The sequence below is a fragment of the Prevotella multiformis genome (assembly GCF_018127985.1).
GTDB lineage: Bacteria > Bacteroidota > Bacteroidia > Bacteroidales > Bacteroidaceae > Prevotella > Prevotella multiformis.
The window spans coordinates 981,242-1,003,682 of sequence record NZ_CP072358.1; the positions used below are offsets into that span (position 1 = coordinate 981,242).

At 55.6% G+C, this 22,441-nt stretch carries 15 protein-coding genes; 8 read left to right on the forward strand and 7 right to left on the reverse strand.

The features are described from left to right. The 4 genes from J4864_RS10125 to J4864_RS10140 all read left to right on the forward strand — a co-directional run bounded on the left by J4864_RS10125 (window position 1) and on the right by J4864_RS10140 (window position 8,668). Window positions 1-1,575 (forward strand): RagB/SusD family nutrient uptake outer membrane protein, encoded by a 1,575-nt coding sequence (locus J4864_RS10125; protein WP_211814787.1) that lies wholly within the window; start codon window positions 1-3, stop codon window positions 1,573-1,575. 15 nt (window positions 1,576-1,590) lie between these two features. Next, window positions 1,591-3,288, forward strand: a complete 1,698-nt coding sequence (locus J4864_RS10130) for a DUF5114 domain-containing protein (RefSeq protein ID WP_211814788.1) — start codon at window positions 1,591-1,593, stop codon at window positions 3,286-3,288. A 25-nt stretch (window positions 3,289-3,313) separates the two neighbouring features. Next, window positions 3,314-4,360: a glycoside hydrolase family 53 protein gene (locus J4864_RS10135; RefSeq protein WP_211814789.1), complete on the forward strand. Its 1,047-nt coding sequence runs from the start codon at window positions 3,314-3,316 to the stop codon at window positions 4,358-4,360. Window positions 4,361-4,897: 537 nt separating this feature from the next. Beyond that, a complete protein-coding gene (locus J4864_RS10140; RefSeq protein WP_246479448.1) occupies window positions 4,898-8,668 on the forward strand; it encodes a response regulator in 3,771 nt (1,256 codons plus the stop codon). A gap of 207 nt (window positions 8,669-8,875) precedes the next feature. Here the strand turns inward: J4864_RS10140 and J4864_RS10145 are convergent, their stop codons facing one another. The 7 genes from J4864_RS10145 to rsmA form a co-directional block, all read right to left on the reverse strand. Next, window positions 8,876-10,162, reverse strand: a complete 1,287-nt coding sequence (locus tag J4864_RS10145; RefSeq protein WP_211814790.1) for a bifunctional folylpolyglutamate synthase/dihydrofolate synthase — start codon at window positions 10,160-10,162, stop codon at window positions 8,876-8,878. Window positions 10,163-10,236: 74 nt separating this feature from the next. Beyond that, complete coding sequence (gene dnaJ, locus J4864_RS10150) at window positions 10,237-11,379, reverse strand: molecular chaperone DnaJ (protein ID WP_211814791.1); 1,143 nt, start codon at window positions 11,377-11,379, stop codon at window positions 10,237-10,239. Window positions 11,380-11,528: 149 nt separating this feature from the next. Further along, window positions 11,529-12,095, reverse strand: coding sequence for a nucleotide exchange factor GrpE (locus J4864_RS10155; RefSeq protein ID WP_007367320.1), 567 nt, complete (start codon window positions 12,093-12,095; stop codon window positions 11,529-11,531). Window positions 12,096-12,295: 200 nt separating this feature from the next. Next, on the reverse strand, window positions 12,296-13,912 hold the full coding sequence (locus tag J4864_RS10160; RefSeq protein ID WP_211814792.1) for an ABC-F family ATP-binding cassette domain-containing protein: 1,617 nt from the start codon (window positions 13,910-13,912) through the stop codon (window positions 12,296-12,298). A gap of 256 nt (window positions 13,913-14,168) precedes the next feature. Continuing rightward, a complete protein-coding gene (locus J4864_RS10165; RefSeq protein ID WP_211814793.1) occupies window positions 14,169-14,963 on the reverse strand; it encodes a DUF3825 domain-containing protein in 795 nt (264 codons plus the stop codon). 759 nt (window positions 14,964-15,722) lie between these two features. Next, window positions 15,723-16,211, reverse strand: a complete 489-nt coding sequence (locus J4864_RS10170; protein ID WP_211814794.1) for a free L-methionine (R)-S-oxide reductase MsrC — start codon at window positions 16,209-16,211, stop codon at window positions 15,723-15,725. A 125-nt stretch (window positions 16,212-16,336) separates the two neighbouring features. After that, the gene (gene rsmA, locus J4864_RS10175; RefSeq protein WP_211814795.1) at window positions 16,337-17,209 is read right to left on the reverse strand and encodes a 16S rRNA (adenine(1518)-N(6)/adenine(1519)-N(6))-dimethyltransferase RsmA; all 873 of its coding nucleotides are present in this window, start codon (window positions 17,207-17,209) and stop codon (window positions 16,337-16,339) included. Between the two features lie 78 nt (window positions 17,210-17,287). Between rsmA and J4864_RS10180 the strand changes: the two genes are divergently transcribed. The 4 genes from J4864_RS10180 (at window position 17,288) to dcm (ending at window position 22,154) form a co-directional block, all read left to right on the forward strand. Further along, window positions 17,288-18,319: a lysylphosphatidylglycerol synthase transmembrane domain-containing protein gene (locus tag J4864_RS10180; RefSeq protein ID WP_211814796.1), complete on the forward strand. Its 1,032-nt coding sequence runs from the start codon at window positions 17,288-17,290 to the stop codon at window positions 18,317-18,319. Window positions 18,320-18,389: 70 nt separating this feature from the next. Further along, a complete protein-coding gene (locus J4864_RS10185) occupies window positions 18,390-19,844 on the forward strand; it encodes an aminoacyl-histidine dipeptidase (protein WP_211814797.1) in 1,455 nt (484 codons plus the stop codon). 280 nt (window positions 19,845-20,124) lie between these two features. After that, entirely contained in the window at window positions 20,125-20,841 is a 717-nt protein-coding gene (locus J4864_RS10190) for a PmeII family type II restriction endonuclease (RefSeq protein ID WP_246479449.1), read from the forward strand. Window positions 20,842-20,846: 5 nt separating this feature from the next. Then, window positions 20,847-22,154 (forward strand): DNA cytosine methyltransferase, encoded by a 1,308-nt coding sequence (gene dcm, locus J4864_RS10195; RefSeq protein WP_314648391.1) that lies wholly within the window; start codon window positions 20,847-20,849, stop codon window positions 22,152-22,154. Window positions 22,155-22,441 lie beyond the last annotated feature (287 nt).

The window sequence follows — 22,441 nt, forward strand, 5'->3', positions numbered from 1 at the left end:
ATGAAGACGAAACATATCATTCTCATTACTCTGGCCGTATGCGGTCTGAACGCCTGCACGGCCGACCTCGACCAGACTCCCCATACCGACAGCCAGCATTCCGCCGGTGAAGTCTACGGCACGGAAGAAGGATACAGGCAGGCACTTGCCAAACTGTATGCCTCGTTTGTCATCACCGGACAGGAACAGGGCGGCGGCAATGCCGATCTGGCAAGCAACAGCGGCTACGACTTCCTCCGCGGCTACTTCAACCTTCAGGAAGCTCCGACCGACGAGCTGGCGGGGACATGGCTCTCGGGCGACAAGATAGAGGGACTGACCTATATGTCGTGGGATGCCAGCGACCCCTGGGTGGCCGACACCTACTATCGTGCATACTATACGATTGCCTTGTGCAATGAGTTCCTGCGCCATGACACCGAAGCCGTCTCCGAGGGGAACAGCCGTCTGAAGGCCTACCGTGCGGAGGCCCGCTTCCTGCGTGCGCTGTCCTACTACTACGTGCTCGACCTTTTCGGGAAGGGGCCTTTCGTGGATGAAACGATGGGTGTCGGCTCTTACACGCCCGGGTGTTACAGCAACAGGCAGCTCTTCAGTTATATCGAATCGGAACTGAAAAGCATATCCTCCGACGGCCTGCAGGACCCGCAGTCGTGCGAATACGGGCGTGCATCAAAGGCTGCTGCATGGGCTCTGCTGGCGAAGCTGTACCTCAATGCAGAAGTGTACGGTGCCGGTATGCACTACACAGACTGCATTACCTGCTGCAAGAAAATCGTCAGTGCCGGCTTTTCCCTTGAGCAGGATTACGGCAAACTGTTCAATGCCGACAATGACAAGCGTACCAACGAGATTATCTTCCCGCTTGTCGTCGATGCCGTCCATACGGTCTCCTGGGGTGCCACGACCTATATTGTCTGTGGCGAATGCGGCAACACCAGCACCCAGAATCCTGCCCGCTATGGACTGACGAACGGATGGGGTATGTTCCGTGTGCGGGGTGAACTGCCGCAGCTTTTCGCAGGCAGGGAGAAGACCGACCGGCGGTACAGGTTCTATACCGACGGTCAGGAGCAATGGCTCGGAAAGGGCATCGACAACCAGTCGGAAGGTTATTTCGGCGAGAAATACTCCAATCTTACCGATGCAGGCGAGCCTGCCAGCAATACCGGGGCAGCTGGGTGCAGCATCGATTATCCTGTGTTCCGCCTTGCGGATGTGTACCTCATGCTTGCTGAGAGCGTGCTGCGTGGCGGACAGGGTGCGTCACGTGCCGAGGCACTGCAATGCGTCAACCGTGTGAGGGAGCGTGCCTTCGGCAATGCCGACGGCGACATCCGTGCGGCGCAGCTCACGCTGAAGTTCATCCTCGACGAGCGGGGGCGCGAACTCTACTGGGAGTGTACGCGCCGTACGGATCTCATACGGTACGGCCTGTTCACAGGGGATGCGTACACGTGGCAGTGGAAAGGCGGCGTGGCAGACGGACGTGCCACGGACAGCCGGTACAATGTCTATCCGATTCCCGCGGCCGAACTGTCGGCCAACCCCAATCTTTCAAACGAAAATTATTAACTCCCTGAATAGGTTATGAACAAAACAAAATATTTTTTACTATCTTTGCTGGCCGTCCTGTCCTCTGCCTCATGCAGCACCGATGCTGACCTGATTTCCTCCAGCGGAGCACAGGCCGTAGAACTGGACGGATCCGGCGATGTCGTCCTCGACAAGAACCATAAGCCGGATCTTGCCCTGACCCTCTACTGGACGGACAATTCCCGGCTGTCCACCAGCGATGAGCGTGTACAGGCACCGGCCGGTACGACAGCAAACACGCTGCAGTTCGCCGGTACGGAGGATTTCTCCTCTCCGGTGGAAGTCCTCACCAAGGCCGGCAGCACTTCCCTGCAGTACACGGTCGAGGCGCTCAACACGCTTGCCGGACGGCTGGGGCTGGCGGGCGATACGCCGTCGCCCCTGTACATACGGATGAAGTCGGTGCTGGCGAACAACCTGGAGCCCGTGTACAGCAACGTTTACCGCATACAGGTCACCCCTTACCGGATTGACATGAGCCGGGCCTTCATCCTCGCCTCCGACCGTACTGACACCGGCAGGCGGCTTTCTTCGCCCGAGTCCGACGGCATCTACCGCGGGTTCGTGGGGGCTGCCGGATGGTACAACTGGTGGCTGCAGGAAGGCGACGGCACGCTCTGGGGCAATGTCGGCGACGACAGCGGCGGCAAGGCGTTTGCGGCAGGCAGCGGCGAGACGCATTGGAACTTCTGGTTTCCGGGGCCGTCAGGCTGTTACTACACGGTCGTGAACACCCCGCGGCAGGAATGGAGTGCGCTGTACATTCCTTCGCTCTCCGTCAGCGGAGCCATCGAGGGCGAAATGACCTACGACAGGAAGACGGGCAGGTGGACGCTGCCCTTCCATGCGGCATCAGCCGGAGAGGTCAGAATCCGTATCAGCGGTACCGGCAGGCAATACAATGTCTCTACCGGGACAGACGACGAGGCTGCCCTCCGCACGGACGTGGCTTTTGGCATGGAGAACGGGAAGATCACATTCGGTTCTGTCCCTACTGACATCACGGTGCAGGTTCCTTCTGCGGGCGACCAGACGCTGATGCTGGATCTTTCCGATCCGACAGGCTGGACCTGCACGGCGGGCAAGGCCAGCACTCCGGAAGAAGTCCCGGGAAAGCTGTACATCCTCGGCAACGACGACCTGTGGGACTACACGGAATATCTGACGTTGTACGACGAGGACAATCTCTGCTATGCCGCGGCGGTCAGTTTCAATTCCTCATGGGGCTATTACTTCTCGAAGGCTTATCAGGACTGGACGGAAATCGACCAGGATCCCGCCACGGAGGAGAAGAAGCTCACCGTGAAAGGCCGGAACATTCCCCAGCCCGGCAAAGGCCTGTATGTCGTGTGCGCCTCGCTCGGTTGGATGAGCTACTGGTATCCGATGGACGAGGCTGTCACGGAAGTCGCATATGCCGGCTTCAACGACAGCTGGGAACCGGTCGGGATGTCCCCCGTAGCCGGCCGTCCTGGGGTATATGCCGCAACGGTCGCGGCGACAGCCGATACCCCGTGGGGCGTGCAGATTCTCCTCAACGGTTCCAGCAAGAACCTGTTTGGCACGCAGACTGACGGCACGCTCCGGTGGGGCAGGAAGGAAGAAGGTGCGCCGAAGGGATGGAAGGTCGGGAAGACCTATGTCTTCACCGTCGATCTCTGCAAGGGCACTTATACATTAACTGAACAATAGACAACATCCTTATACAACTGTAAAAATGAAGAAGTTTTTTAATATGATTGCCCTGCTGCTGTTCATCACAGGCGTGCAGGCATCCTGCAACAAAGAAGACAGTCCCGTGACCTCCCCCCGGCAGCCGGAACAGACACCGGCCGCAGCCGGAACGTTCGCCAAAGGAGCGGACATAAGCTGGGTGACCCAGCTGGAGAGCGAGGGACAGAGCTTCTATGACAGGAACGGCGAGCGCACGGAACTCATGACACTGCTCAAAAGAGACTGCCATGTAGACGCCGTCCGTCTGCGTGTCTGGGTCAACCCGGCATCGGGCTGGAACAACGCCGACGATGTGCTGGTGAAGGCGCGCCGGGCAGCGGCACTGGGGCTGAGGGTCATGATCGACTTCCATTTCAGTGACAGCTGGGCTGATCCGGGACAGCAGACCGTTCCGGCAGCGTGGGCAGGCTACGACCTCCCGCAGATGAAGACGGCGGTGGCCGCCCATGTCACGTCGGTGCTGACGAAACTGAAGTCGTTCGGCATCACCCCTGAATGGGTACAGGTCGGCAACGAGACCCGCACGGGCATGCTGTGGCCGCTGGGCCGCATCGACAACGGAAGCAACTATGCCGAACTGACCAATGCGGGCTACGATGCGGTAAAGGCCGTATTCCCCGGCGCCAAGGTGATTGTCCACATTGACTGTGGCGACAACCTGGCGTTCTATACCCGTGTCTTCGACTATATGCGGAAGTACGGCGGGAAATACGACCTCATCGGCATGTCGCTCTATCCGGAGAAGGGGAAAGGCGCCGTGTATGCAGACAAATGTGTAGACAATATCAAGACGCTGTATGCCACTTATGGAAAACCGGTCATGCTCTGCGAGATCGGCATGGACTATGACAATGCAGAGGAGTGCCGCGACTGCATCGCCTCGGTCATCCGCAAAGGAAAGGCCACGGGACATCTCGAGGGGGTCTTCTACTGGGAGCCGGAAGCACCTGCCGGTTACAACGAAGGCTACAACAAGGGCTGTTTCGTCAACGGTACACCCACGGTGGCGCTGGATGCCTATGCGGAATAGCCCGCTGTGCAGCGGAGGACGGCGGGAAACCGCAGGCGGTGGGAGAACGGCCCGCTCTTCCGGACCGGGCTGGCAGACTGCCGTCCGCATCCGTCGGAAGTCCTTTTTTCCACTTTTTTTCACGGTCTCCTCCTTCATCCGAAGGGCGGCTGGAACCGGACTTGTATCCATCTGATGAACAGTGCATTATAAAGCCGTTTCCAAAAGGTGCTTGGTTGCGGTCTAAGGAGGCGTTGATTGAAGGCTGATGGGGCGTTGATTGAAGGGCAAGAGGGCGTTGGTTGGAATGTCGGGGACGGCAGGTCACAAAACGGCCGGTGCAATCCTGTCCGTTCCTTGGAGGCGGATCCGTCCGGAAGAGGGCTGTCCGCCGCTTCCCAGCCTTCCTGTCCGCTGCCGTGCGGAAAACACATTAAAAACAAGAAGAAGCCGCCCGGAAAGCGGCTTTTTCTGTAATTTTGCAAATGATTTGCCGTACGGGGAAAACAGGGACGGTCCCGTCTGCTCCACGGCTGTAATCTTTTTGGTATGACAAAGATGTTCGGACATTTAAGACGAAGAATCCTCTCACTGCTGCTCCTTCTGTCGGGAGCAGGCTGCATGGCGTCCGGGTCGGCGCACTTCGCCCGGTTTTTCAACGTTTCTCTGCCTTATGCGGCGAACGAGGTGGAGCAGGTGTGGCAGGACCGCCAGGGGATGGTCTGGCTCATCACGAGGCAGGGCGTGTTCACCTATGACGGTTACAGCACTCGGAAGATTACCGGCGGCAGCTTCTGGACTGCTGCCGCATTGAACCGCGACATCCTTATACTGGGCGGTGACGACGGACTCCGGTTTCTCGACATCAGAACCGAACGGCTCTGCAACCCTCTGGGCAATGTCCCGCAGACAGGCGAGATACGTGTAGTCGTCATGTCGGGAGGAGTCCTCTATGCGGGGACAAAGTCGAACGGTCTCTTCAGCTTCGACACCCGGCGCCGGCTGTGGCAGCGGTATATGGTTCCGGGCGGCAAGGACAATATCATCTACGCCATCCGGCCTGTCGGCAACGGCGTGTACATAGGCCATCTGAAGGGACTCTCTTTCATGGACGGCAGGGGAAACATAAGGGACACAGGCATACACGACAATGTCTACAGCATCGGTATAGACCGGAGACGCAGGTGTCTGTGGGTCGGCACGGAGCATGGTCTCCTGCACCGCAGTCTGGTGGACGGAAAGACGGCCCGTGCCCTGTCGGGCAGCACGTACAACCATCCCTTCGTCCTGCCTGACGGCAACCTGCTCGTCGCTTCTGAATACGGCATGCTGGTGTTCAACCCGGAAAGCGGAAGCAGACGGACGGTGAGCCATGACGTGTCGTCGCCTCTGTACAGTCTGCCCAGCAACCGTATCAACAGCTTCTTCCGCGACCGTCGGGGCAATATATGGATCTCCACCGACCACGGGGCGGCATTCGCCCGGCAGGCGGATCCTTTCGAGTACACCCGCATTGTCGACATGACCCGCTCGAACGAGGGAAACACCTTCACGAACATCCTCGAGGCGGCTGACGGGGAGAAGTGGCTCGGAGGAGAGAACGGAATCCTGCACGTCACGAGGCGGGGCTGCAGATGGTTCAGGGTCGGCAGCGGACTGAAGAAGAACATGATACGCTATATCTATGAAGACCGTGACCATGACATCTGGATCGCCACGGATGCGAGTATAGCCAGGTACGACCGGCAGGCGGACCGGTTCGACTATTTCACCCTCACCGGCAGCGACGGACGGAATTCGGACTGGGCCTATGCCCTCTACGAAGACGACCGGCGGAGGCTGTGGGTGGCCACCTACATGGGCGGACTGTACGTCGTCGACAAGAAGGCGCTGCTGCGGAGCGGCGGGACTTACCGGATGCTGCGGTCGCCCTTCGGGAAGGATGCCGAGCTGGTAAGCACGGCCTACCGGCTTGTTCCGGACGGCAGCGGACACCTGTGGACCTATACCGGCAAGGGACTGGTGTCCATCGACACACGCAGTTTCCGCGTGTCGCTCAGGCGGAAGATGTTTCTTGACGGCATGACGGTGGCAAGAGGCTCTGTATGGATCGACGTGCAGGGCCGTCTTTACAGATACGAGATGGCATCGGGCAGGTACACCGATACCGGGTTCAGCGTGGATGACGGCATGATCTATGCCTTCGTGAACGAGAACGCCCGGGTATGGATGTCTACGTCAGAAGGACTTTTCTACATCGACCTGCACGACAATACGGTCCATTCTTCGGGCAAGCCCGAGTACAGGTTCACGGCCGGTACTTACGTGGGTGCAGACCGTTCGATATGCTGGGGCGGACAGGATGTCGTGGCCAGGCAGCGGATATCGGACGGAAGGAACAGCCGTGACGTGGATGTTTACGTCACGGGGATAAGCGTCGACGGCAGAGCTGTCGGCGGCATTGTCCCGCGCTTTGCCACGGATATCCGTCTTGGCGGAAGGAAGAACATCTCCATCTTCCTTTCCACCTACGACTACGGCAACGGCAGCTCGGAAGTACTGTGGTACAGACTGGGCGACGGCAGCCGCTGGATGCCGCTGGCTGCGGGGACGAACAGCATCGCCCTGCCGGCCCTGCCGGGCGGTGCCTGCGAACTGTATGTGTCGGCCGGTCCCCGGTCGGGCAGCGTCAGGAAGTACACGCTCAGGGTGCCCTATCCCTGGTACCGGCAGTGGTGGGCATGGCTGCTGTATCTTCTGTCGTCCTCGTCGCTTGTCTATGCGGTCTTCTCCTTTTACAGAAGGCGTGCGCAGCAGGAGCTAAGAGAACGCGAACGGGAGAACGCCATCGCCCTGACGGAGCAGAAGATGGACTTTTTCGTCGAGATGTCGCATGAGGTCAAGACACCGCTCAGCCTGATCATAGCCCCGCTGGAGAAGCTGCTGTCGGAAACGACCAATGCCCGTTTTCGCGGAAAGCTGCGGTCGATACATGGCAATGCCATGCGGCTGAGCGACATCATCAACCGCATATTGGACTTCAAGCGGATGGAAGTCGAGGGCGATGACCGGATTCTCGACTCGCACGTCGATTTCGTCTCCCTGGTGGGCAACTGTGTCCGTGAGTTTTCTGACCGGGCACGGGACCGGCAGGTGTCGCTGTCGTTCCACAGCTCCGTAGAGACGCTCTGGATGGATGTTGACATCGTCAAGATACAGTCGGTCGTCCGCAATCTCCTGTCCAATGCTGCAAAATATGTTGACGACAGGACTGGGCGGATTACGGTCAGCGTCGGTATGGGGCAGGGCTGTGCAACGGTCAGCGTTGCTGACAACGGGCCGGGTGTCCCGGCAGGCGAACTCCGCCGGATCTTCTATAAGTACTACAAAGGCGACAGCCAGCATGACGGTACGGGGCTGGGGCTGGCCGTGGCGAGGAAATATGTGGAACTCCATGGGGGGACAATCGCCGCCGAGAATGCCGGCGGTCTGAGGGTGACCTTCTCGATTCCTGTCGGCGAGGCCGGGTACGGACTGTCGGGCGACGGAAGTCGTACCGGCGATGCGGACGGACGGCCGACGGTGCTTGTCGTGGATGACAACCATGACATGGTGGACTTCCTGAAGTCTGCCCTGAACGAGAACTACAGGGCGATGGTGGCTTACAGCGGTGAGGAGGCGATGGAACACGTGGCGGCGACAGTCCCCGACATCATCATCACCGACCAGATGATGCCCGGCATGGATGGGACGGAACTGTGCAGGCGGCTGCGGCATAACCATGCGACAGCAGACACGCCCATCATCATGCTGACGGCAAAAGATGACCAGACGACAGAACTGAAGAGCATCTCGTGCGGTGCCGACGTGTTCATTCCCAAGCCTTTCAATCTGCAGAAACTCCAGCTGCACATGGTACAGCTGCTCAGGCGGAAGGCTTCGATTGTCAAGAGTGCCCATATCGTTTCTATTGCGGAAGAGGGACAGGGAAGAATTGAAACGGTGAATGATGACGAGCGTTTGATGACCGAAATCATGAAGGCCATCAACGGCAATATGTCGTCGGAAGAATTCAATGTAAGCAGACTGTGCGAGCTGATCGGAATCGAACAGAAGCAGCTTTACCGGAAGATGAAGACACTCACAGGGCAGACGCCTGTCAGTTTCATACGTGAACAGCGGCTGAAGCGGGCCGCCATGCTGCTTGGACAGGGGCAGCTTACGGTTTCCGAGGTGATGTATCAGGTGGGCTTCAGCAGTCTGTCGTATTTCAACAAATGTTTTACCGGGATGTACAAGGTGTCTCCAAAGGAATACAAAGGCAGCTGACGGATCCGGCATCGGCGGGAAGGGGGATTGATAAAAGGGAATGAAGGGACGTGCTTTGTAGCAGTCGCCCCTTCATTCCCTCTGTGTGTCTTTGTCTCTTTTTGCTTTTCTTATGTCTCTTTCCTTCCCTTGTGTGTCTTTGTCCTTTCGTGTTCTTGTTGTGCTTCGTCGGACTTATGTGAGCCTGTACCGGAGGCTGCCCGGAGGTCATCTGATGGCTGCCAGAAGGTCGGCCACTACATAGCTGGAACCTCCGACGAAGATGAAATCGTCCTTGTCGGCGGCATGAAGGGCGGCACGGTAGGCCTCCGGCACGGTAAGGAAGGTCTCTCCGTGCAGGCCGTAGCCGGCAGCTGTGGCGGCGACTTTCTCTGCCGGGAAGGCACGGCGGGTGGAGGGCTGTGTCCAGTAGTAGACGGCATCGTCGGGCAGCATGGACATGACAGCGTGCAGGTCCTTGTCGTCTACCATGCCGAAGACGATGCGCCTGCAGCGGCAGGGCTGGTGACGGATCTGCCGGGAGAGGTACTGCCAGCCTCCGGCATTGTGCCCTGTGTCGCAGATGACCGGCGGACGGTCCTGCAGTTTCTGCCATCTCCCCATCAGGCCTGTAGCCTCGCAGACATCGGCGAAGCCTCGGGCGATGCTGTCGGTATTTCTGATCACGCCTTTATTATACAGGAGCATGGCGGTTGTCAGCACCGTGTTGGCATTCTTCTCCTGATAGCTGCCGCCCAGTTCGCCGGTGATGTCGCCGAAGAAGCGTGTCCGGTAAGCGATGCCGCCGGTAGGGAGTGCGTGTGATGCGCATACGGCCGGAATGTCTTCCGCAAAGACGATGAGTGCGTCCATCTTCTGTGCCTTTGCCTGGAATACCGCCTTTGTCTCGGGTACGGCCTCACCGATGATGACGGGTACGCCCTGCTTGATGATGCCTGCTTTCTCGCCGGCAATCGCTGCCAGGGTATTACCGAGGAACTGCGTGTGGTCGAGTGAGATGTTGGTGATGATGGACAGGACGGGGGTGATGATGTTCGTGCAGTCCAGCCTGCCGCCCAGACCTACTTCGATGACGGCGATGTCTACCTTCTGTTCGGCAAAGTACTTGAATGCCAGTGCTGTCGTCAGCTCAAAGAAAGACGGATGGAGCGGTTCGAAGAAGCTGCGCTCCTGTTCGACGAAATCTATGACTTCCTGTTCCGGAATCATCTGTCCGTTGACCCTGATGCGCTCTCGGAAATCAACAAGATGCGGACTGGTGTAGAGTCCTACTTTGTAGCCTTCGGCCTGGAGAATGGCGGCCAGTGTGTGCGAACAGGAGCCTTTGCCGTTGGTTCCGGCAACATGGATGGACAGGAAACGGGTGTGAGGATGGCCGAAGTGTTCGTCCAGAGCCTTTGTCGTGCCCAGTCCTTCTTTATAGGCGGAAGCACCGATGTGCTCGAAGACGGGGGTGCTGTTGAACAGATATGTTACGGTTTCCTGATAGGTCATGGTGGGTTGTTGACAGTGATGGGCGATGATAGGCGGTGAAACGATGATAAGCGGTGATGGGAGGTGATAAGCGGCTATGAGAACAGTTTACGGAAGTTCTCGAAGATGGAGTGCTTGGTCGTGGTGTCGCCTTTGAAGTTTTCACTCTCACGCAGCCTCTCGATGGCTTTCCGCTCTTCTTTGTTCAGTTCCTTCGGGACATACACGCTGATGTGGACGATCAGATCGCCTGTGCCGATTCCATAGCCTTGGACGGCGGGCAGTCCCTTGCCGCGCAGGCGGAGCGTCTTGCCCGGCTGCGTGCCCGGTTCGATCTTGATCTTCACGCTGCTCCCGTCAATGGTCGGGATGTCAGCCTGTCCGCCCAGTACCGCCGTCGGGAAATCAAGCAGGAGATTGTAGACGACATTCTGTCCGTCGCGGATGAAGGTGTCGTCGGGCTCTTCCTCTATGTACACTTGGATATCTCCCGTCACACCGTTGTGTCTTCCGGCGTTGCCCTTGCCCGGGACATTGACGACCATACCCTCGGCTACGCCTGCCGGGATGTTGATTTCAACGACTTCTTCGCCTTTGACGATGCCTTCTCCATGGCAGTGGCTGCACTTGTTCTTGATAACTGTCCCCTCGCCGCCGCAGACATGGCAGACAGTCTGGGTCTGCATCATGCCGAAGATGCTCTGCTGGGTGCGGATTTCCACGCCCGTCCCATGACAGTTCGGGCAGGTCTCGCTACCGCTGCCGGCCTCTGCTCCAGAGCCGTGGCAGTGGTCGCAGGTAACATCCTTGCGTACTTTGAACTTCTTGGTGACCCCTGTCGCCACCTCCTGCAGGGATAGCCGAACCTTCAGACGCAGATCCGTACCCCGGTATCTCTGTGTCTGATGTCCGCCTCTGCCGCGCCCGCCGAAGATGTCGCCGAACATGGAGAAGATGTCGTCCATGGAGAATCCGCCGGCTGCACCGAACGGACTGCCGCCGCCAAATCCGCCGCCCGGTGCATTGAAACCGAACTGGTCGTACATCTGCCGTTTCTGCGGGTCATGCAGCACATCGTATGCTTCGGCGGCTTCCTTGAACTTTGCCTCTGCCTCCGTATCACCCGGATTGCGGTCGGGATGATACTTGATGGCAAGTTTCCTGTATGCTTTCTTTATCTCGTCTTCTGAGGCGCTCTTGCTGACACCCAGCACCTCGTAGTAGTCTCTTTTTGCCATTCTTCTTTATGGAATTTAAGGAGGCAGGGAGAGCCGCAAAGGGTAAGGCGGCCGTCTCGACCCTTATGTCCGGAGTGCCGAGGGGACAGCCCCCGCATGAGTGGGATTTCCTTCAGCGCCTCTTCGTCTCTTTCTGTCTCCTTCCGATATTATTGTCCGACGGCCACTTTCGCATGGCGGATGACCTTGTCGTTGAGCGTGTAACCCGTCTGTACGCAGTCGATCACCTTGCCTTTCTTTTCGTCGCCCATGCCCGGGACCATTGCGATGGCCTCATGGTAGTCGACGTTGAAGTCGGCATTGTCGGTTTCGATCTTCTTTACGCCTAACGTTTCCAGCACCTTGATGAACTTCTTGAATATCAGTTCAAAGCCCTCCTTGATGGCCTGCGGGTCTTCCGTCTTGTCAGCAAGTGCGCGTTCGAAATCGTCAAGAACGGGCAGGACTGCCGAGACGGTCTTCTCGCTTCCGTTGAGGATAAGCTCCGACTTCTCCTTCAGCGTGCGTTTTTTGTAGTTGTCGAATTCAGCCGCCAGACGGATGTACTTGTCTTTCCACTGGTCGGCTTCCTGCCGTGCAGCCGTTGCAGGGTCGGTCTCCTGTTCTTCCGGCACAGGCTGCTCTTCCTGCGTCTCAGCTTCGTTCGCGGCGGTATTCTGGCTGTTCTGTTCCAGCTCTTCGCCATCCACGTTTATCTTTCTCTTGTTCTTACTCATGTCTAAATTCTATTTCTCATAAGTACGTATTGCAAATTGTATGCCATCTTTGACGTTCTCAAGACCGGTTCTGCCGACCGCCCTTGACGGCTTCAGCCTTCCCGGCCGGCCGGGGATGCCGCATGAAAGCAGGAAGACACCGGCGGGCCAGCCCTGCCTCATGGCTCCGGCATGCCTGTATGGAATCCCCGGATTCTGCCTTAATACATCCCCGCCTTCTGCTCTTTGATGCGGTCGTCGTGAATGTATTCGTCATAGGTCATCAGCTTGTCGATGGTCCCCTTCGGCGTCAGTTCGATGATGCGGTCGGCCACGGTGTTGATGAACTCGTGGTCGTGGGAGCTGAAGAGGATGTTGCCCTTGAAGCTGATCAGGTTGTTGTTGAACGCCTGGATGCTCTCCAGGTCGAGGTGGTTGGTAGGCGTGTCGAGAATCAGACAGTTGGCGTTCTGCAGCTGCATACGTGCAATCATGCAGCGCATCTTCTCGCCTCCGGAGAGCACGTTCACCTTCTTTTCAACCTCCTCCTGCTTGAAGAGCATGCGCCCGAGGAATCCCTTCATGGCGACCTCGTTGCCCGGCCCGTACTGCGACAGCCAGTCGACGAGGTTCAGGTCGCTGTTGAAGAACCCGGTATTGTCCAGCGGGAGATAGGCCGTCGTGATGGTCACGCCCCAGTTGTAAGTGCCGCCGTCAGCCTTTCGGTTGCCGTTGATGATCTCGAAGAGAGCCGTCATCGCCTTCGGATTGCGGGAGAGGAAGACGACCTTCTGCCCTTTCTCGATGTTGAAGTTCACGTTGTCGAACAGCACTGTGCCGTCGGCATCGACAGCCTTCAGGTTCTCCACTTCAAGGATCTGATTGCCCGGTTCGCGCTCCATGGAGAAGATGATGCCCGGATATTTGCGGCTCGACGGACGTATCTCCTCGACGTTCAGGCGTTCCAGCATCTTCTTGCGCGAGGTGGTCTGCTTGCTCTTTGCCACATTGGCCGAGAACCGGCGGATGAACTCCTCCAGCTGTTTCTTCTTCTCCTCGGCCTTCATCTTCTGGTTCTGGGCCTGGCGGAGAGCCAGCTGCGAGCTTTCGTACCAGAAAGAGTAGTTGCCGGCGAAGACGGTCACCTTGCCGAAGTCGATGTCGATGGTCTGCGTGCTGACGGAATCGAGGAAGTGACGGTCGTGGGAAACAACCAGTACCGTCTGGTGCTCGTCGATGTCGCCGAGGTAGTCCTCCAGCCACTCGACGGTGTCGAGGTCGAGATCGTTGGTAGGCTCATCGAGCAGCAGGTTCTCCGGTTTCCCGAAGAGGGCTTTTGCCAGCATGACGCGCACTTTCTCCGTATTCGACAGTTCCGCCATCTGCTTCTGGTGCAGGTCCTCCTTGACACCGAGGTTCTGCAGCAGCTGTGCCGCATTGCTCTCAGCCTCCCATCCGTTCATCTCGGCGAACTTCAGCTCGAGGTCGGCAGCGCGGTTGCCGTCTGCCTCGCTCATCTCCGGTTTGGCGTAAAGTTCCTCACGCTCCTTCATGTTCCGCCAGAGCGTCTCGTGACCCATGAGGACGGTATCCATCACCTTGTATCCGTCATATTTGAAGTGGTCCTGCTCCAATACCGACAGCCGTTCGCCCGGCCCCAGTTCCACGGTTCCCTTGTTGGGTTCCAGGTCGCCGGAGATGGCCCGGAGCAGCGTCGACTTGCCGGCGCCGTTGGCACCGATGACACCGTAGATGTTGCCCGGTGTAAACTTCAGATTAACGTCCTTGTAGAGAACCCGCTTGCCGAATTGGATCGCAAGATTTGAAAGTGTGATCATCTTTTTCTAATACCTTATTATATCGTAATTTGACTGCAAAGGTACTACTTTTATTTTATTTCCCCAAAAATCCTCCGTGCTACTACCGGCGTTGTGTGGCCGGCCGTTCTGTGCGTGGGGGCATCTGTCCTTCCTGTGTGTAACGGAGCGGCAACTCCCCGGCAAAGCCTGATTACAAGAGTGTGCTTTTCGGGCGGGGATGTTGATAGGCCATGGGTGAATGACAGATGGGTGGCTCACCCTGATGGAGAAGTGCTTATGGTTTCAGCCATACGCTTTGCGGCTTCACGATCAACCGGGCATTGTTATACGCCATTTTCAGTGTGAGACAGGTGCGGGCGGTATAAGTATCCTCGCTGATTTTATGGATGACCAATGCCAAATCAGGATTGGGAGACCCTGGCGTAAGGTTCAGGGGTAACAATAGCTGGATACGGTTGTTGTAAAATTGAGGGACAGCCAGTTTGTAGTTGGTTTTTACTCTTTTCTTCACTTCTTCTATGGCTCCATCCAATCTACGGCGTATTTCTCCCGAATCCAGAGATTGGATGTGGATGGGGAATCGTGTCAGGTTGTCTTCAATGATATGGTCAAGTTGTGGAATAAGTTGACATCGTGGATTGAAAATCAGATCCTCGGGTTTCTGAAAGAAGTCGGCAATGTCCGGGTGTCTGCTTGGAAATGTTTTTAGCAGTTGGATGTCACTTTCTTTTAGGAAAGCCTTGAAACAATATTGGGGATTGTCCTTTCCTTTCCGAGGTTTGCGGTATTCCTCAAAGAAAGCGAATATAGGCTCCAGATTCTTGGTTACCAATCCCGTATTGAAACAAGCGTGAGAGTTGTTGCTTGTGTATGCCACCTTGTTCTCTGCTTTGAGCTTTCTGAAAATATGTTCCAGATAACTCTTCAAAATTGAATAATGTTTTTCGTTTGCATCCGAGAATTCCCAAGCTTCAGGGTCTGCAAGATTCTCGGCCAGGAACTCAATGGCTTTGTCATAGTTGGGGAAGTAGGCAAACTTAAAAAGTGCTGATTCAAAAGTCTTTTTCATGTGTGTAATGAATCTAATGTTAATAAAAAAGGATTCTCAAAAATCTGATGAGAATCCCTATTGTCTAACTTAAATTTATCTAAAATGGTTGTGGATAGACCCACACGTCATTATGTTTATGCCGCAAAGATAAGCATTTTCTTGTTCAGTTCCAAATTTTCCCCCTGTTTTTTGTTCTTCTGTTAAATCCATAGATTGGAAACAGAATAAAGGCTAATGCACTTGCAGGATATGACCGTCCGAAATCGGATGGATTACAAAGGAGGATAGACTGCAAGATAAGATGCAGAAAAGGGGAACAGATACGAGGTCTGTCCATCAGCAGGTCTTTCAGTCTTCTACAGACAACTTATTTCCCCATCATCGGTGTTTGTAAACTGTTTTCATGCAACGCAAAGCGACACATGCCCTTTTAGCCTCTAAAAGATGCCTGATTGACTTGCAACAGGTGCTCTTTCAGAGCATTACCAACGCCCTTTTGAAGTCCAATCAGGCACCTTTTAGAAACGGCTTGATAACCTGTTGGCTTTCTGCTGGTTGCAAACTTGATTTTTTGTATGTGTTTTTATATTTGCAGATGATTTGTCTGCAATTATGTAATGGTTTTTCAAAACCTTGTCTGTATTTTCAACCTGTTAAATTGAAAGGCTTTTGTATCGGAGGGGGCTGATAGAATGGACAGCTGACCGTCTTGGCTCTATTTTGTTGAATGAACCACCTCGGATCTTCCGTAAGGATCTACGAAAAGCATCCGCACATTTAACGGAAGAACCGGAAAAGGGACTCTGTCTCCTTCATCAGCAGGCCGACAATGTGCTCCAGCTCTTCTTTGTCCGTCTCGTTGAAGTCGCCGGGGCGGGTACTGTCGATGTCGAGCACGCCACGGAAGGTATGTGTGGAATCGTACATCGGGATGACGATCTCGCTGCGTGAGAGGCTGCTGCAGGCGATGTGTCCGGGGAAGTCGTCTACGTCGGGGACGATGAGCGTGTGTCCTTCCTCCCATGCCTTGCCGCAGACTCCCTTTCCGTAAGGGATGGCATAGCAGGCAACGGATCCCTGGAAGGGACCCAGCCGGAGCCGGTCTTTGTCCTGCTGCAGGTAGAAGCCGACCCAGAAGAACCGTTCCGGGAAGGTGTCGTGCAGGGCCGCTGACACGTTGGCCAATATGCCCACGAGGTTTTTCTCGCCTTTGATAAGTTCGGCGATCTGCGGTATCAGCTGTTCGTATTGTTCTTTTCGGGTCATGGGTTCCGGGGGGAGTAAAGGATTCATCGAGGATTAAAGGAGCCGGTCCGGGGGAGGGAAGGGGCAAGCCGACAGTGGAGGGGGGAGGGGAGGCGGAGGATAGGCGGCGGTTCAGGAGCATCTGTCTACGAGGCATCTGCCTTTGCCTCCTTTGATTCCTTCAACCCCTGAGACTTCTCCCGGCTTTCTCCATTCCCGGCGGAAAAGAGTTTCAGCTGTTCGTCAACTTTGTTCGTGAGTTCTACGAACTGTGGGATGGACAGCTGTTCGGGGCGTTTCGTCATGATGTCCTGTGCATAGAAGCTGTCGGCCGGTTTCCCGGTATTGAACAGCTGTCGCAGGCTGACACGCAGCATCTTCCGCCGTTGGTTGAAGACGGCCTTTACCAGCCGTTTGAACAGCTGCCCGTCACAGCCTAAGTCTGTCACGCCGTTCCGTGTCATGCGGATGACGGCGCTCTTCACCTTTGGCGGCGGGTTGAATACGTTTTCATCCACGGTGAAGAGATACTCCACGTCATACCACGCCTGCATCAGGACGGACAGTATTCCGTATGCTTTCGATCCCGGCCCGGCGGCCATGCGGAGCGCCACCTCCCGCTGGATCATGCCTGTGCAGCAGGGGATGAGATCCTTGTAGTCGAGCATCTTGAAGAAGATCTGCGAGGAGATGTCGTAGGGGTAGTTGCCCGTAAGGACGAACTGTCTGCCGTCGAACACCTGCGAGAGGTCCATTCGGAGGAAGTCTTCACCGAGAATATGCTCATGCAGCGTGGGGAATTTCTCGTAGAGGTAGGCGACACTTTCCGCATCGATTTCCACCGCCTTCACCTCCCGGGGCTTCCCCACGAGATACTGCGTGAGGACGCCCATGCCCGGTCCGATCTCCAGAATGGGGATGTCGGGACAGGCATCGACGGTGTCGGCAATCCGGCGGGCGATGCTCAAATCGACAAGGAAGTGCTGACCCAGATTCTTCTTTGGCTTGACTGATTTCATAATTTTTCTTTATTCGCCTACAAAGATATACATTTTATTTTGCATTTAAAAGCATTTTCCTTATCTTTGCTCCATTATATGAAGACGAGGAGACTGTTCAACTATACTGTGAAGATTGCATTGCCGTTACTGCTTGGAAGTGCAATCCTTTATTGGATGTATAGGGGATTCGACTTCTCCAGCATCCGGCATGTCCTCTTTCATGAGATGGACTGGACGTGGATGCTTCTTTCTCTCCCTTTCGGCGTTCTGGCACAGGCTTTCCGTGGATGGAGATGGAAACAGAGCCTCGAACCCATCGGCGAGCACCCCCGTGCGTCGGTCTGCGTCAATGCGGTCTTCCTGTCTTACGCCGTCAGCCTGCTGATTCCCCGTATCGGCGAGTTCGCTCGCTGCGGTGTCTTGAACCGGTACGACAAGGTGCCTTTTCCGAAAGCAATCGGTACGGTGGTAACGGAGCGGGCTGTCGATACGCTCATCGTTCTGCTCATCACTGCCGTCGCCTTCTTCATGCAGCTGGCAGTGTTTTCCAGTTTCTTCTCAAGGACCGGCACGCGCATCGACGACGTCTTCGGGATGTTCTCGGCAACAGGCTGGCTGGTGACGGCTGTCTGCGGCATAGCCTCTGTCATCCTCTTCTATTATGTGCTGCGTCGTCTGGCTTTATATAATAAGGTGAAGGAGATGCTGACCGGTATATGGCAAGGCATCGGTTCGCTGCGGAAAGTAAGGAACATCCCCCTGTTCCTTTTCTACAGTCTTGCGATATGGGGGAGCTATTTCCTGCATTATTACCTGACTTTCTTCTGCTTCGATTCGACGGCACATCTCGGCCTTTCCTGTGCTCTGGTCAGCTTTGTGGTAGGTTCTATTGCCGTCATCGTGCCGACGCCGAACGGAGCAGGACCGTGGCATTTCGCCGTCAAGACGATGCTCATCCTCTATGGCGTGGCGGACAACCAGGCGTTGTATTTCGTTCTGATCGTGCATACTCTCCAGACGTTGCTGGTTGTCCTTCTTGGCGTATATGCGTGGATAGCATTGAGCTTTACCCATACGCCCGTCTCACTGGCGAGCCCGGCAGAGCTTATCCGACCGGTAGAAGAATGAAATGTCAGGGCAATGAAAGAAAAGGACAGATAAACAATCCATAACTTAATAACCTTTTAAAATCAACATTATGAGTGAAATCAGAAATCTTAAGCCGGAAGGTGTTTGGAGAAACTTTGATGATCTGACACAGGTTCCGCGTCCGTCAGGACATCCAGAGAAGGTGCAGAAGTTCTTGCTGGACTTTGCTGCAAGAGTCGGTGTCGAGGCATACGTGGATGCCGGCGGCAATGTCGTCATGCGCAAGCCTGCCACACCGGGATATGAGAACCGCAAGACTGTTCTGCTGCAGGCGCACATGGACATGGTGCCGCAGAAAGCCCCCGACAGCAATCATAACTTCGAAACCGACCCGATCACGACCCATATCGTGGACGGATGGGTATATGCCGACAATACGACGCTTGGTGCTGACGACGGTGTAGGCGTTGCGGCCATCATGGCGGTCATGGAGGACAAGAGCCTGAAGCATGGGGCTGTAGAGGCACTGATTACACGTGACGAGGAGACGGGTATGTTCGGTGTCAATGAAATGCCCGGAGGCGAACTGCACAGCGACATCCTCATGAATCTCGATTCGGAGACATGGGGAAAGTTCGTCATCGGTTCTGCCGGCGGTGTCGACATCACATCGACCCTGGAGTACAAGGAGGTCGTCAACGACCGTGAGGCAGCTGTCAGGGTTACCCTGAAAGGACTGCGCGGCGGACACTCGGGCCTTGAAATCAACGAGGGACGTGCCAATGCCAACAAGGAAATGGTACGACTGGTACGCAAGGCTGTCACCGAACTGGATGCCCGGCTGGCACGCTGGGAAGGAGGCAATATGCGCAATGCCATCCCGTTCAAGGCAGAGGTAGTCCTTGCCCTGCCGCAGGCCAATGTCGCTGCACTGAAGGAGATGGTTGCCTGCCAGAAGGCACTCCTCGAGGACGAGTTCAAGGGAATCGAGCCGAACGTGGAATTTTTTGTCGAGGAGACTGAAAAGCCCGGAAGCCTTCTTCCAGTGGAAATCCAGGACAACCTCATCGATGCCATCTATGCCTGTCACAATGGAGTGTTGCGTATGATCCCGTCTTATCCGAATGTGGTAGAGACCTCCTCGAACCTCGCCATCATCGACATCGACCCGGCCAAGGCCGCCATCAAGATCCTGGCCCGCTCGAGCCGGGAGGATATGCGCGACTATATCTCTGCCCAGTTGGAGAGCTGTTTCAACATGGCAGGTATGAAGACGGTCTTCAGCGGACAGTACGGCGGCTGGGATCCGAACCCGGAGAGCGAGATACTCAACCTCCTGAAGAAAGTCTACAAGGAGCAGAACGGCGAAGAGGGCATCGTGCAGGTAGACCATGCCGGCCTCGAATGTTCCGTCATTCTCGGCAAGTATCCGGGCATGGATGTCGTGAGTCTCGGTCCTACGCTCCGCAGTCCGCATACCGCTAAGGAGCGTCTTGAGATTTCAACCGTCGAGCCTTTCTGGAAACTCCTCGTTCAGACACTGGAGGAGATTCCTGTCAAGTGAATCGCCGTTCCATGACAGGAGGGCAGGGGATTTCCCCATCCTGTTTTTCTGTCCGGCAATTCATTCCTGTCCGGAGCGCAGAGGCGCATGGCCTCTGAACATCCCTCCGGAATACGGCGACCCGCCTTCCGTCTGGCAAGCAGATGGAAGGCGGGTCTTTTCGTAGAGACGGCCGGATCCGTATCTTCCGTTGAAGGGAATAACCGAGAGTTCTTTATAGGCGGCCGGTATATAATCCGATATTTTTTTGTAAATTTGCATTCTCCAAAACGCTATGCTTATGAACGAGGAACAGAAGCTGTCTATCATCTATAAAGGAAAGCAGTATTTCCGTGAGATTATCATACCCAACCATTTGAAGGGACTAAGTTCTCTGCGACTGAAGAACTTTAACGTAAATCCTTTCCTGGTGAATTATCTTGCTTCTTTTTTGTGTGGCGATACCGAGCCGGAATCTATTGCAAAGGCTCTCGTATATCCCCGCATATTAGGTACGAGCATCAATACAAGCTTCGGTCAGAATGTGCAGATTTTCATTTCCAGTCTGGCCGAGGTCGTCGGGAACGCTTCGGGGATTGATGGCATAGACATAGAATTTGTCGATGCACTTGACGGACGCCGGAAATACTGCCAGTGCAAGGCAGGTCCGCAGACGATCAACAAAGATGATGTCGCGACGATATTGGGACATTTTACACATCTCCAGAACAAGGCTCGTCTGGATCGTCTTGACATAAGGATTGCCGACATGATGGTCGGAGTACTTTACGGTGAACCGTCTGAATTGTCGGGAAACTATCGGAATGTAGACAAGTTCTGTCCTGTCTATATCGGTGCAGCTTTCTGGGAACACATAACGGGAGACAAAAACTTCTACCATCGTCTGGCACATGCCTTCGGTGAGGTCGTCGAGGAAGAGAAGATTGACGGAAGTCAGCTGGTCAGGGAGAAAGTGAAGTCGATTGCAGCCGAAATAAGAGAGAGAGGAGGAATTTAATGCCCATGTTTTTATCTGAAAATAATCTGGCGGACATCTTAGGGACTTCTCTGCGTACGGTTCAGACGTGGGGCGAACAGGGCGTTTATCCTGTTCGTATCGACAGGAATGGACGCAAAGGGTTCAATATGGAAGACCTCACGGACAAACCGGCGGTCAAGGCTATGCTGGAGTCTGGCTGGGATGCAGAAGCAACGGTAAAACCTCGCCGGAGTTTCACTTCTGTTGAGCTGTTCGCCGGCTGTGGAGGATTGGCTTTAGGTATTCACAAGGCCGGATTCAGACATGTCCTGCTGAATGAGATAGAGCCTGTGGCGTGCCGGACATTGCGCAGGAACCGTCCGGACTGGAATGTATTAAACGAGGATATTCACCGTGTCGACTTTTCACCGTTAAGCGGAAAGGTCGATCTTTTGACGGGTGGATTTCCCTGTCAGGCTTTCTCGTATGCCGGCAAGAAAGGCGGCATGAAGGATGCACGCGGGACGCTGTTCTTTGAACTGGCCCGTGCTGTGCGGGAAATACAGCCCAAGGTCTTTCTTTGTGAGAATGTCAAGGGGCTGCTGTCCCACGATGGGGGGAACACCCTGCGTGTCATCAAGGGAACCATTGCGGAACTGGGCTATACACTTGTTGAGCCACGGGTGCTGAAAGCTGTCATGTACAAAGTTCCGCAGAAGCGTGAAAGGCTCTTTCTTGTGGCTTTGCGTAATGACCTTTCTGGACACGTCACATTCCGCTGGCCTTCGCCCTATCACCGCATAATGACCCTTCGGGATGCTTTCTTCAAGGGAGACCTGTTCTCCTGTGACGTCCCGTCTTCGGAAGGGCAGGCTTATCCTGAACGTAAACGGCGTGTGTTGGAACTTGTGCCCGAGGGACAGGATTGGCGCAGTCTGCCGGAGAAAGAACAGAAGGCCTATATGGGGGCGAGCTATTATCTGGGAGGAGGCAAGACGGGCATGGCCCGCCGGCTGGCAATGGACGAGCCCTCGCTTACGTTGACATGTTCGCCCGCTCAGAAACAGACGGAGCGGTGTCATCCTACCGAGACGCGTCCGTTGACCGTCAGGGAGTATGCCCGGATTCAGACTTTCCCGGACGACTGGTCTTTCTGTGGTAGTCTGTCTGCACAGTACCGGCAGATCGGCAATGCTGTCCCCGTGAATCTCGCCTATGCGATGGGGCGCTCGATCATGCGCTTGATGAATGATATTGATGTCTTCCGGCCGGAAAAGAGCAGCTGTGCAGAAGCGGAGGAGGCTGCCGGTCGTATGCTTGCAATGGCGGGTAACGAAACGGGGATGTTCTGATAAACAGGGAGGTCATCTCTGCGGGGATGTTTCTGCCACTTGTCGCATATCTGCGGCCAGACATTGTCGCACTTGTGCTGACCCTCAAAACGACTGGTGTTCGCCAACGGCACGACTGGTGTTTGCCCCCGGCACGGATGGTGGCGGGCACCGGCACGTCGGCAGGCGGTCGGGCTCATTCCGGTCACGACGGGCATATACAAGAGGGATGGCCGTCTTATGTGCAAATGCCTACCGGTCAGCAATGATATTCTTCCCTGATCCGGTTTTCGTCCAGATACCGTGCT